This is a genomic window from Streptomyces sp. LUP47B (assembly GCF_001746295.1).
Classification (GTDB): Bacteria; Actinomycetota; Actinomycetes; order Streptomycetales; family Streptomycetaceae; genus Streptomyces.
This window is the reverse complement of the sequence record NZ_MJAH01000003.1, coordinates 18,088-30,901: the sequence shown is the minus strand read 5'-3', so window position 1 is coordinate 30,901 and position 12,814 is coordinate 18,088. Positions and strand designations below refer to the sequence as shown.

The 12,814-nt window shown below is 74.0% G+C and carries 6 protein-coding genes and 1 pseudogene; 5 read left to right on the top strand and 2 right to left on the bottom strand.

The features are described from left to right. Position 1 precedes the first annotated feature (1 nt). Positions 2 to 2,449 carry a SpoIIE family protein phosphatase gene (locus BFN33_RS10685; RefSeq protein ID WP_176742357.1) on the bottom strand — a complete coding sequence of 816 codons (2,448 nt, stop codon included), beginning with the start codon at positions 2,447 to 2,449 and terminating at the stop codon, positions 2 to 4. Positions 2,450 to 2,645: 196 nt separating this feature from the next. Here BFN33_RS10685 and lanKC point away from each other — a divergent pair, with 196 nt between their 5' ends. The 4 genes from lanKC (at position 2,646) to BFN33_RS55455 (ending at position 9,609) form a co-directional block, all read left to right on the top strand. Next, the gene (gene lanKC, locus BFN33_RS10680) at positions 2,646 to 5,273 is read left to right on the top strand and encodes a class III lanthionine synthetase LanKC (RefSeq protein ID WP_069759717.1); all 2,628 of its coding nucleotides are present in this window, start codon (positions 2,646 to 2,648) and stop codon (positions 5,271 to 5,273) included. A gap of 59 nt (positions 5,274 to 5,332) precedes the next feature. Beyond that, positions 5,333 to 5,449 carry a SapB/AmfS family lanthipeptide gene (locus BFN33_RS10675; RefSeq protein ID WP_020117173.1) on the top strand — a complete coding sequence of 39 codons (117 nt, stop codon included), beginning with the start codon at positions 5,333 to 5,335 and terminating at the stop codon, positions 5,447 to 5,449. A gap of 88 nt (positions 5,450 to 5,537) precedes the next feature. Continuing rightward, complete coding sequence (locus tag BFN33_RS10670) at positions 5,538 to 7,259, top strand: ABC transporter ATP-binding protein (protein ID WP_069759716.1); 1,722 nt, start codon at positions 5,538 to 5,540, stop codon at positions 7,257 to 7,259. A 70-nt stretch (positions 7,260 to 7,329) separates the two neighbouring features. Then, a complete protein-coding gene (locus BFN33_RS55455) occupies positions 7,330 to 9,609 on the top strand; it encodes an ATP-binding cassette domain-containing protein (RefSeq protein WP_069760213.1) in 2,280 nt (759 codons plus the stop codon). Here the strand turns inward: BFN33_RS55455 and BFN33_RS55450 are convergent. Next, positions 9,532 to 9,816: pseudogene (locus BFN33_RS55450) on the bottom strand (LuxR C-terminal-related transcriptional regulator); the annotation flags it as partial. The gene BFN33_RS55455 and the pseudogene BFN33_RS55450 sit on opposite strands and share 78 nt — an antisense overlap. Positions 9,817 to 10,395: 579 nt before the next feature. On the opposite strand from BFN33_RS55450, the gene BFN33_RS10660 reads away from it, so the two are divergent. Next, positions 10,396 to 12,543, top strand: a complete 2,148-nt coding sequence (locus BFN33_RS10660; RefSeq protein WP_069759715.1) for a SpoIIE family protein phosphatase — start codon at positions 10,396 to 10,398, stop codon at positions 12,541 to 12,543. Positions 12,544 to 12,814: the final 271 nt, after the last annotated feature.

Genomic DNA, 12,814 nt, shown 5'->3' with positions numbered 1-12,814 from the left:
CTCACGAGTCCAGTGCGATTTCGCTCCACACCTGTTTGCCGCCGCTGACGGGGACACTCCCCCAGGCCGCCGACACGGCCTCCACGAGGAGGATGCCGCGGCCCCCGGTGGCCTCCCAGCCGATGTTGGTGGGCTTGACGGGGGTGCGGGGCGAGGCGTCGGCGACGGAGACGCGCAACCGGCGGCCGACGAGGGTGAGGGCGAGGCGGACCTGGCCGCCGGTGTGCACGAGGGCGTTGGTGACGAGCTCGGAGACGACGAGCAGAGCGGTGTCCATCGCGTCCTCGGGGACGCCCCAGACGCGCAGCGTGCGCCGGGTGAAGCGGCGGGCGTGCCGGGCGGCCTCGGGAACCCGCCAGACGGTCCAGCTCTCCCGGAGCGGATGACTGGCCATGCCGTCGTAGCGCAGCAGGAGCAGGGCGACGTCGTCGCTGCGGCGGGCGCCTCCGAGCAGGGCGTCGGCGACGAGGCCGAGGTGTTCGGGGTCGGCGACGGCCAGCCCGTGGGCGAGGCGGTCCATGCCCTCGTCGATGTCGGCCTCGGTGGACTCGACCAGGCCGTCGGTGGTGAGGGCGACCAGGGTGCCGGGCCGCAGCCGGAGCGGGGTCATCGGGAAGTCGGCCTGGGCCACCACGCCGAGCGGGGGGCCGCCGTCCGCCTCGGCGATCTCCGTGGCGCCGTCGGGGTGGCGCAGCACCGGCGGCAGATGTCCGGCGCGCACGCACCAGGCGGTGCCCTCCTCAAGGTCGAGGTCCACATAGACGCAGGTGACGAAGAGGTCGGTCTCCAGGTCCATCAGGAGACGGTTGGCGCGGGCGACGACCACGTCCGGGGAGTGCCCCTCGACGGCGTAGGCGCGCAGGGCGGTGCGCATCTGGCCCATGAGGGTCGCGGCGGCGGCGCTGTGGCCCTGGACGTCGCCGATGACCAGGGCGACGTGGTTGTCGAGCAGCGGGATCACGTCGTACCAGTCGCCGCCGAGCTCCAGCCCCGCGGTGCTGGGCAGATAGCGGGCGACGGCGATCGCGCCGGGCAGTTTGGGCAGGCGACGGGGCAGCAGCTGGCGCTGGAGCATGCCGACGAGTTCGTGCTCGGCGTCCAGGGCGTGGGCGCGCATCAGGGCCTGTCCGGCGAGGCCCGCGGAGGCGGTGAGCAGGGCGCGTTCGTCGGGGCCGAAGTGGTGCGGGGCGTCCCAGCCGATGAGGCAGGCGCCGGCCATGCGGCCCGCGGCGGGCAGCGGAAGGACCGCGAGGCCGCCGGGGCCGACGTCGGCGAGGGCGGGTTCGAGGACGGTGCCGGCGGGCCAGATCTGGGCGCGGCCGTCACGCAGGGCGGTGGCCAGGGTGGGCATGGCCCGCACCGGCGCCTCGGGCCACTCGCTGCGCCACTCCAGGCGCCACAGCTCGGGCCAGGACTCCGGTTCGGGTGGGTCGAGGACGGTGACGACGAGCCGGTCGTTCTCCAGCTCGGCGAGGGCGATCCGGTCGGCCCTGAGCGGGGCGCGCAGGGCGGAGACGACGGCCTGGCTGACGTCGCGGACGGTGCCGGCCATGGCCAGGGCGGCGGCCAGGCGCTGCACGCGGGCCACGTCGGTGACGTCGGAGCGCAGGGTGGACGCGTCGGCGACGGTGCCCACGAGCTGGGAGGGACTGTCCTCGCCGCCGGGGAGCATGCGGCCGCGCAGCCTGAGCCACTTGGGTGGCCCCGAGTGCTGGAGGATGCGGAACTCCAGCTCACGGTCGCCGATGGACATGTGACCGGCCTCGAACAGCGACATCAGCGAGGGCAGGTCCTCGGGGACGGTCAGGCCGAGCAGGGTCTCGACCTTGCCGTCGAAGGCGGCCCGGCTCATGCCGAACAGCTCCAGGATCCCGTCGCCGACCTCGATGCGGCCGGTGTCCATGGCGAGGCTGAAGGCGTCGGAGCGCAGTTCCGTGCCGTCCATGGCGACCACGGGGGCGGGGCAGACGATCGCGTCGGCGATCAGTTCGAGGCACTTGCGGTCCTCGTCGTCGAAACCGTGCGGGTCCTCGCTGACGGCGACGAGACAGGCTCGGCCGTCGTCGCCGTGCGCGGGCAGGACGGCCAGGTGGAAGTCCCGCCGGCCCGCCCTGCGGGGCTCCGAGCAGGCGGCGGCCTCCTCAGGGCCGAGGAAGAGCGGCCGGCCCGAGCGGTGCGCGTCGGCGGGCGGGGAGTCACCCGAGCTCGGATAGCTGTCGTGCAGTCCGTAGACCGTTCGGGGGACGCCGGCCGACTCGACGAGGCCCAGCAGGTCCTCGTCCTCGCCGGGTGTGTACACAGCGGCGAGGGAGGCCCCGGCGAAGACGAGCGCCTGTTCGAGGACACGGCGCAGCCTTTCGGGCGATCCGGGACCGTCCGTGACCGATGTCAGGGCATTTTCGGCACGCAACGCTCGCGTTCTGCGTCCCGTAGCGCCCTCACTCACCACTTCGCCATTACAGCGCTTATACGGCAGGTGCGCAGCCCCTGTGAGCGTTCCGTGGAGTCTCTGCCGTCAGACGCGCTCGAAACCTTTCGAACACTTCTTGACGCATGCGTTCCGCACGGTGATCTCGTGACAGCCGTGACTGTCCGTGGCCATCGCCCCGCTGGAAGGCTCGGTGCCGGGCCACGGAAGGGGACGCATGGACAAGCGCTACGAGGTGTACGCGCTCGCCGACAGACACTTCTACGAGACGCCCGACCGGATCTCGGCCGGCGAGGCGCCCGTCTACGAGACGGCGCGCCGTGCGGTGCCGGACGGCTGGGACGCGGCACGCATCGGTGACTGGCTGACGCTCACGCCGCTCGGTCCGGACGGGAAGCCGGTGCCGGGCCCGTCCCAGGGCTGGAAGATCCACGCCTCGGCCACCCGGGCGAACGCGGACCGGATCGCCGCGATCGTCTGGGACTACTGCGTGCCCCGGCGCATCTCGTTCAAGTTCGTGCCGGGCCCGCATCTGCTGCACCTGCGCAACACCAAGTACGCGGCCCGCGACACCAGCGGCAAGTTCGTCACCGTCTACCCGGCCGACGAGAAGCAGCTGCACGACGTACTGCGGGAGCTGGGCGAGCTGCTTGAGGGCTTCGACGGGCCGTACATCCTCACCGATCTGCGCTGGCACGAGGGCCCCCTCTACGTCCGCTACGGCGCGTTCGCACGCACCTTCGTCGTCGACGACCGGGGCTCGCTGGTGCCGGCGGTACGGGACGGCGAGGGCAAGCTGGTGCCGGACCGCCGGGCGCCGTCCTTCCAGGTGCCCGAGTGGGTGACACTGCCCGCCTTCCTGGAGCCGCACCTGGAGGCGCGGAACACCACGACGGTCGGCGAGCTGCCGTACCGGATCGAGAAGGCGCTGCACTTCTCCAACGGCGGCGGGGTCTACACGGGCACCGACACCCGCGACGGGCGCAAAGTCGTCCTCAAGGAGGGCCGGCCGCACGCGGGCCTGGCGGCCGACGGCGCGGACGCGATCGCCCGGCTGAAGCGCGAGAAGGCCGCCCTGGAGCAGGTCGCGGGGACCGGTGTGGTGCCCGAGGTGCGGGACTGGTTCACGCTCGGTGACCACCGCTTCCTCGTCATGGACTTCCTGGAGGGGCGCCCGCTGAACTCGTTCTTCGCCGAGCGGCATCCGCTGCTCACCCCGGACCCCGATCCGGGGGCCGTGGCCGACTACACGGCGTGGGCGGTGCGGATCCACGGGGCGGTGGAACGGGCCGTGGAGGCGGTGCACGCGCGCGGGATCGTCTTCAACGACCTGCATGTCTTCAACATCATGGTCGGCCCCGACGAGGAGTCGGTCTCCCTGCTCGACTTCGAGGCGGCGGCGCCGGTCGAGGAGAACGGCCGCCAGGTGGTCGCCCACCCCGGCTTCTTCGCCCCGCCGGACCGCAAGGGCATCGACGTCGACCGCTACGCCCTGGCCTGTCTCAGGCTCGCCCTGTTCCTGCCGGTGACCACGCTGTTCGTGGTCGACCGGGGCAAGGCAGCCCATCTGGCCGAGGTGATCCTGCGTCAGTTCCCGGACGTGCCGAAGGAGTTCCTCGACGAGGCGGTCGCGGAGATCACCCGGGACACCGCCACGGACACCGGTGGCGAGCGTACGGTCCTGAACGCAGCCCCGTCCTTCGTCGAGCCCGGCGACTGGCCCTACAGCCGTGACTCCATGGTGAAGGCGCTCCTCGCCTCGGCCACTCCGGAACGCGAGGACCGGCTCTTCCCCGGTGACATCACGCAGTTCAACGACGGCGGCGGCCTCGGGCTCGCGCACGGCGCGGCCGGGGTGCTGTACGCGCTGGACGCGGTCGGCGCGCAGCGGTACGAGGAGGGCGAGCGCTGGCTGCTGGCCCGCACCGCGCCGCCGCCGACGGGCACACCGCTCGGGCTCTACGACGGTCTCGCGGGCATCGCCCACGTCCTGGACCGGCTCGGCCACCGGCAGCGCGCCCTCGACCTGGTCGAGCGCGTCCTCGCGGAACGCTGGCAGAACCTCTCCTCCGACCTGCACGGCGGCCTCGCCGGTCTCGGGCTGGTTCTCGCTGAACTGGCCCGCACCACAGGCGAGTCGGAGCTGCGGGAACGTGCCGCCGAGGCCGCCGACATTCTCGTACGACGACTCGCGCAGCCCCTCGCGGACACCCCCAAGCGGCGCCGGGCCGGGCTGCTGCGGGGGTGGACCGGGTCCGCGCTCTTCCTGCTGCGGCAGTACGAACGCACCGGTGAACCGCTGCTGTTGAGGGCGGCCGAGGTGGCGTTGCGCAGGGATCTGGAGTGCTGCCTGACGCATCCGAGCGGCTCACTGGAGGTCGACGAGGGCTGGCGGACCCTGCCCTACCTCGGTGAGGGAAGCGCCGGCATCGGGATGGTCCTGGACGACTACCTCGCCCAAGGCGCCGACACCGAGGGCGAGTTCGAGCGGGCGCGGGCCGGGGTGCTGACCGCCGCCACCAGCCGCTTCTACGTCCAGCCCGGTCTCTTCCAGGGCCGCGCCGGGATGATCCTGCACCTGGCGCGCACGGACACCCCCGGCGCCACCCGCGAGCGGCTGGCCGAACAGATCGACGGGCTCGGCTGGTTCTCGATGGACTACCAGGGCCAACTGGCCTTCCCCGGCCACCAGATGATGCGCCTGTCGATGGACCTGGGCACCGGAACGGCAGGGTGCCTGCTCGCGCTCGGCGCGGCCCACGCGGCCCCGGGCGATCCGGTCACCGCGCACCTGCCGTTCCTGCCGCCGCTCCGGCGGCCCCCCATACGCGGTTCCGCGACCTGACGGAGCCGTGACCCAACCCCGTCCCCACGGGTGGACGACACCGAAGAAAGGAAACCGAGATGGCACTTCTCGACCTGCAGACGATGGAGTCCGACGAGCACACCGGCGGCGGCGGCAACAGCACCCTGAGCCTGCTGTCCTGCGTCAGCGCGGCGAGCGTCACGCTCTGTCTCTGACAGCCATCGTGCGCCCATGACTCCGGGCGGTCCACTCCCGCGAGGGAGGGGCCGCCCGGGGTTCCGCACATCTGCGGAAGGCCGCCGTATGACGACTCGCCCCGCGCCGCCCACCACACCCGGCCTCCTGGGCCCGGCCCCCGCGCGCTGTCTGCTCCTGTGCCTGGTGAGCACGGCCGCGACCGGCGCCGGACTGCTGCTGCCGGCCGCTCTCGGCCGCACCCTGGACCTCCTGCTCGCACAGGCACCGGCGACCCGCTGGGTGCTGTACTGCGCCGCGCTGGTCCTCCTCATCGCCCTGCTCGACGTGGCGGAGACCGTCCTCGGCGGCACCGTCGACGCCCGCACCACCGCCTGGCTGCGCCGTCGCCTCACCGGACACGTCCTGGCCGTCGGCCCGCGCGCCACCGCCCGCTTCGGGCCCGGTGACCTCGTCGCCCGCCTCGTCGGCAACGCCGCGCAGGCCGGCACGGCGCCGACCGCCCGCGCGGCACTGCTCGCCGCACTCGCCGGACCGGTCGGCGCCGTCGTGGCCCTCGGCCTCGTCTCGCCCTGGCTCGCGGCCGTGTACCTGGCCGGAGCGCCGGTGCTCGCCCTGCTGCTGCGCGCCTTCGCCCGTGACACCCGGGAGTGCGTGACGCGCTACCAGGAGGTGCAGGGCCGGATCGCGCAGGCGCTCTCGGAGGCCGTCGGCGGACACCGCACCATCCGGGCCGCGGGGACGGAGGACCGGGAGACGGCCCGCATCCTGCGTCCGCTGCCCGAGCTGTCCGAGGCCGGTCACCGCATGTGGCAGGTACAGGGCCGGGCCTCGGGCCAGTCCGTCGCCGTGGCCCCGCTGCTCCAGCTCGGTGTCGTCGCCGTGGCCGGAGTGCTGCTCGCCCGGCACCGGATCACGGTGGGCGAGGTCCTCGCCGCGTCCCGGTACGCGGTCCTCGCCACCGGGGTCGGCGTCCTGGTGGGACAACTCGCAGGCCTGGCCAGGGCCCGGGCAGCGACGGGACGTCTGGACGAGGTGCTCGCGGAGTCCCCCGCCGGACACGGCGAACGCCGGCTGCCGCCCGGTCCTGGGCGGCTGGAACTGCGCGGCGTCACCGCCCTGCGCGGCGCACGTGCCGTGCTCGACGGGGTCGACCTCGTCGTACCGGGCGGCACGACGCTCGCGGTGGTGGGCCGGTCGGGGGCGGGCAAGTCCCTGCTCGCCGCGGTCGCCGGGCGGCTCGCCGAACCGGACGCCGGGGAGGTCCTGCTCGACGGGGTGCCGCTGCGCGAGCTCACCCACGACGAACTGCGCCGTTCGATCGGGTACGCCTTCGAACGTCCCGCTCTGCTCGGCGGCACCGTCGAGGAGGAGATCGGCCTCGCACTCCGGTCCCCCTCCCCCGCCCGGGTCCGGGAGGCCGCCCGCACGGCCCACGCGGACGACTTCGTGCGCCGGCTGCCCCACGGTTACGACACCCTCGTCGCCGACGCCCCACGCTCCGGCGGGGAGTCCCAACGGCTCGGTCTCGCCCGGGCGTTCGCGCACGGCGGCCGCCTGCTCATCCTCGACGACGCCCTCTCCAGCCTCGACACGGTGACGGAGGCCCGTATCGCCGAGGCGCTGGTGAACGGCGGGGCCGGCGGCACCCGCCTGCTCGTCGCCCACCGCACCGCCACGGCGGCCCGAGCGGATGCGGTGGCCTGGCTGGACGGAGGGCGGGTGCGGGCGGTGGGGCCGCACGAGGAGTTGTGGCGCCTGGCGGAGTACCGGGCGGTGTTCGGGAGCGGACCGGAGGGGGCGGACAGCGTGGAACGGGGGCCGTCATGAGCCACGGATCGCCATGGTGCCGCGCCCGAGGCGGGCGGGCCGACGGAGGCAGGGCACCGTGACCGACGGGATGTACGCGCGCGGTCTGCGGTTCCTGCGGGCCCGGTGGCGGGTTCTCGTCCGGCTCGGTGGCTGGTCCGTGCTGGAGACCGGGCAGACCTTCCTCACCGGGTACGCGCCCGCCCGCGCCCTGGACGAGGGGTTTCTGGCCGGACGGCCCGGCACCGGACTCGCGTGGCTCGGGGTGGCCGGGATCGGGGTGCTGGTGGGCGCCTGGGGGACGGTACGGGTGTACGCCGCCGTCGCCGCGTTGGTCGAGCCGCTGCGGGACGTCCTGGTCGGGCGGGTGGTCGAGCGCGGGGTGCGGGAGGCGGACGCGGGGGCGCTGTCCGGGCTGACCCAGCAGGTGGAGATCGCGCGCGACACGTTCGCCGGGCTGGTGATGGTGTCGCGTTCGTTCGTGTTCACGGCCGCCGGGGCCGTCGTCGGACTGGCCTCGCTCGACCCGCTGCTCCTGCTGGTCGTAGTGCCGCCGCTCGCCGCGGGACTGGGTCTGTTCGCGGCCACGCTGCGTCCCCTGGCCCGCCGCCAGGAGGAGTTCCTCGTCGCCGACGAGGCTCTGGCCGAGGGTCTCGGCAGGGTCTGCCCGGGGCTGCGGGACATCACGGCGGCCGGTGCGGAGGACCGGGTCGCCGCCGACATGGGCCGACTTGTCGACACCGAGCAGCGGGCCGCGTACTCCCTCGCCCGCTGGTCCGTCCTGCGCGTGGTCTCCCTCGCCCTCGGCGGCCAGCTCCCGATCCTCCTCCTCCTCGCCTGCGCGCCCTGGCTCCTGGCCCGGGGCATCACCGCGGGCGCCCTGGTCGGCGCCCTCGCCTACGTCACCCAGTCCCTGCTCCCCGCCCTGCGCAACCTGGTCCACGGGCTGGGAACGAGCGGATCCCGGCTGGTGGTGGTCCTACGACGATTGGTCCGCGAGCCGACCACCGAGGAGTCGACCGCACGAACGGGATCACACGACACCAACCCTCAGCCCAACCACACCCACACCACCGGCCCGGGCAGCGAAACGCACCCCACGGCCCACAACCTCACCGCCACCGCAAGCACTACGACCGAGCCGCACACGGCCACCAAGCAGACGCCCGCACGGACGAAATCACACGACACCAACCCTCAGCCCAACCACCCCCGCACCACCGGCCCGGGCAGCGAAACGCACCCCCTGGCCGACGACCTCACCGCCACCGCAAGCGCTCCCGCGGAGTCGGACGCGCGCGGCGCCGAGACCGACGACGGCCTCGCCGACGCGAGGACCGCCGAGCCGGGCCACCGCCTCGTCCCGCACGCCCGGGCTCGGGCGGCGGACCACGGGTGCGAAACCGGCCCCACCGAGGCCGCCGCACACGCAGCCCCCGACTTCGACACCGGCCCCACCCACCGCACCGCACCGCACCCGACGGACCGCGCCCCCGCCCTCTCCCTCGCCTCCGTCTCCTTCGCCTACGGCCCCGCCGCCACCCCCGTCGTCGACCGGCTCGACCTCGACGTCCCGGCCGGCGCCCACCTGGCCGTCGTAGGCCCCAGCGGGATCGGGAAGTCCACCCTCACGGCCCTCATCGCAGGGCTTCTCCACCCCACCGGCGGCCGGATCCTGCTCTGCGGGCTTCCCGTCCCCTCCCCCGACGCCGCCGCGCTGCGTGTGCTGATCCCGCAGGAGGCCTACGTCCACACCGGCACCCTCGCCGAGAACCTCGGACACCTGCGGCCGGATCCGGTGCCCGAGCCCGAGCTGCTCGCGGCGGCCGGGGCGGTCGGGCTCACCCCGCTGCTCGAAGCCCTCGGCGGAACCCGGGCGACCGTCGACCCGGCCGCCCTCTCCGCCGGTGAGCGGCAGCTCGTCGCGCTGACCCGGGCCTACCTGTCGTACGCCCCCCTCGTCCTGCTCGACGAGGCCACCTGCCACCTCGACCCCAGGGCCGAGGAACGCGCCGAGCGGGCCTTCGCGAGCCGGCCGGGCACCACACTGGTCGTCGTCGCCCACCGGATCAGCTCCGCCCGCCGCGCCGGGCGCGTGCTGCTGATGGACGGCCCGCGCACGGCGTACGGCACCCACGAGGAGTTGGTGCGCGACTCGCCGGCGTACCGCGAACTCGTGGGCGGGTGGACGGCCGTCGCCCCGAAGCGGTCAGAGCCAGCCCTGCCCCTGGGAGATCCGGATCGCGTCGATGCGGTTGCGGGCCCCGGTCTTGCGGGTGATCGCGGCCATGTAGTTGCGCACGGTCCCGTGGGACAGGCACAGGCTTCCCGCGATCTCCGCGATGGAGGCCCCCTCGGCCGCGAGGGATAACACGCTCAGCTCCCGTCTGGTCAGCGGCATCTCGGCGGCCTGGAGGAAACCGAAGCCCAGCGAGTCGTCGACGAAACGTTTCCCTTCGGCGACCCGCCGGATCCCGCGCGCGAGCCGCTCCGGTGCCGCCCCCTCCTTGTCGACGTACCCGAGCGCCCCCGCCTCGACGGCCCGTTTCAGCAGCCCCGGCCGGTTGGCGCTGGCCATCACGAGAAGGCGCGGCGGACTCCGGTCCGGCTCACACACGGACAACTCGCCCAGCGGCGGGATGCCGTACGCGTCGGAGCAGTCGAGGTCGGCCGCGCAGACGTCGGGACGTACCGCTCGCAGCCGGCCGGGCGCGGTGTGCCACGGGGTGTCGAACACCCCGAGGTCCGGTTCCCGGCGCAGCCACTCCGCCAGGGCCGATCTCACCAGACACGCGTCGTGCACCAGAAGCACCCGGATCACTGCTCGTCCCCCTCGACTCGCTGTACTTGTTTCCGTGGCATGAACGCGTGCCCCATTGTTCGGGTCCTGGACCGCCCTCGGGCGCGAAGAACTGGCCATCAGGGTGCGCGGGGGCGCATAGAGGGCGCCCGTGTGCAGCCGCGCGCTTCCACTGAGGGGGCATGGCCCGGGGCCGAGGGGGTACGCGGTCGTTCTCGCCGTCGCGCGGGCAGCCGTGTGCCCGCGCGAGGGAAGGCTCGCCGTGCGGGACCCGCCGTGAGGGGGGAGATTTGATCCCTGGGGGCCCGGCACGCGACAGCGGCCCGCGCCCCTTGCGGGACGCGCCCGTGCGAGGAGGTGGTCGGCGTGTCCGACGGGCACAGGTCCGCCCAGGCGCCGGCGAGCGCACGGACCCGGGTGGGACGGCCACTGCTCTCCCTCGCGCTGGCGTCGATGATGGACGAGGTGCACGCCCACTCCGGCGCGGTGTATCTCCTGGCCGCCGACGAACCCGTGCTGGAGATGTCGGTGATGGCGGGCCTGCCGCGGGCGTTCGCGGCGCCCTGGGAGCGGGTGGGGCTGAGCGCGCCGATCCCGGTCGCGGAGGCGGTACGGGAGCGGCGGCTGGTGTGGGTGGGCGGCGAGCACGAGATGGCACGCCGCTATCCGCGGATCGCGGTGGTGCTGCCGTATCCCTTCGCACTGGCCGCGGTGCCGGTGGCGACCTCGTCCAAGGTGTACGGCGCCGTCTTCGTGACCTGGCCCGGTTCGCACCCGCCGGACCTGTCCGACCGGGAGCGGGACCATCTGATCGCGGCCTGCGGGCGGCTCGCGGTGCGGCTGGAGCGGGCGGTGGAGGACAACCTGTCGCCGCACACCGAACCGGATCTGCTGGGCGGGGCCCAGGTCGGAAGCGCGGCCGGGACGCTGGGCACGGTGGAGGCGGCGCGGATGGTGGCGAGGCTGCCGTACGGACTGTGTTCGCTCGATCTGCACGGGCGGATCTCCTTCGCCAACGCCGCGGCGGCCGAGCTGATCGGTGTAACGGCCTCCCAGTTGCTGGGCTCGCAGCTGTGGGCGGCGGTGCCCTGGCTCAACGACCCGGTCTACGAGGACCGTTACCGGGCCGCGCTGCTCAGCCAGCAGAGCACGTCGTTCGTGGCGCTGCGACCGCCCGGGGACTGGCTGTCGTTCCGGCTGTACCCGAGCACGACCGGGCTGAGCGTCCGGGTCAGCCGGGCCCGGGCGGTGACGGAGATGAACCGGTCCGGTCCGCAGCCCGGGGACTCACCGTCCCGGCTGGTCACGATCTCGCAGGTGCTGAGCCTGGCCGGGGCGCTGACCGAGGCGGTGGGTGTGCAGGACGTGGTGCAGCTGGTGGCGGACGAGATCGCCCCGGCGGTGGGGAGCCGGGCACTGGTCGTCCTCGGTTCACGGGCGGGCCGGCTGCGCGTGCTCGGGCATCGCGGGTATCCGGACGCGCGGATCGTGGAGCGGTTCGACGGGCTGCCGCTGTCGGAACCGACGCCGGGTACGCACGCCCTGACCACCGGGGTGCCGGCGTTCTTCGACTCCCGGGAGCAGTTGGAGCGCCTGTATCCGAGGCGGCACGCCACCCCGGACGGGTTCGAGGCCTGGGCCTATCTGCCGCTGATCGCCTCCGGGCGTCCGGTGGGCACCTGTGTGCTGGCCTACGCCGAACGGCATCCCTTCCCCGCGGACGAGCGGGCGGTACTGACGAGTCTCGGCGGGCTGATCGCGCAGGCCCTGGAGCGGGCCGTGCTGTACGACGCCAAGCACCAGCTGGCGCACGGCCTGCAGGCGGCCCTGCTGCCGCACAGCCTGCCTTCGCTGCCCGGCATCGACGCGGCGGCCCGCTATCTGCCGGCCACGCAGGGCATGGACATCGGCGGCGACTTCTACGACCTGGTGCCGGTGGGCGGGCCGGCGGCGGCGGTCATCGGGGACGTGCAGGGACACAACGTGACGGCGGCCGGGCTGATGGGGCAGATCCGGACGGCGGTACGGGCGTACACGACCGTCGGCCAGGCACCGGCGGAGGTCATGCGCTCGACGAACCGGCTGCTGATCGACCTCGGCGCCGAGCTGTTCGCCAGCTGCCTGTATCTGCGGCTCGATCCGCGACAAGGGCGGGCCGTCATGGCCCGGGCCGGGCATCCGCCCCCGCTGCTCCTGCGACCGGACGGCCGGGTACGGGTACTGGACCTGGCCGGGGGCCCGCTGCTGGGCATCGACGGCTCGGCCGTCTACCCGACGACGGAGGTGGACCTCGCGCCCGGTTCCGTCCTCGCCCTCTACACCGACGGACTGATCGAGTCCCCCGGTGTCGACATCGAGGACGCGCTGGCCGATCTGGGACGGCAACTCGCCGAGGCCGGTGACCGTCCGCTCGAGGAGCTGGCCGACGAACTCGTCCGGCGCAGCGCGGCCGCGCGGGAGCGGATCGACGACGTGGCGTTGCTGTTGCTGCGGGCCCGGGACTGACACGGGCCACGGGCGGCGAGCCGACGGCCCGCCCGGTGCGGACACGCCGGTCCGGCCCTCCCGCCGGAGGGCCGGACCGTTGCACCTCCCGGGCCGGAACGCGGTGTGGCCGGGAGATGGTCGTGCGGGCCGGCGTCGGCAGCGGAGGGTGGGGGGGGTGGGCCGCTGCCGACGCGGCCGGTTCTGGGTGTGGTGTCAGAGCGACGGGGTCAGTTGTGCGTCTGACCCGCGGCATCACCCGCAGCATCGCCGGCGGCATCGCCCGCGCCGT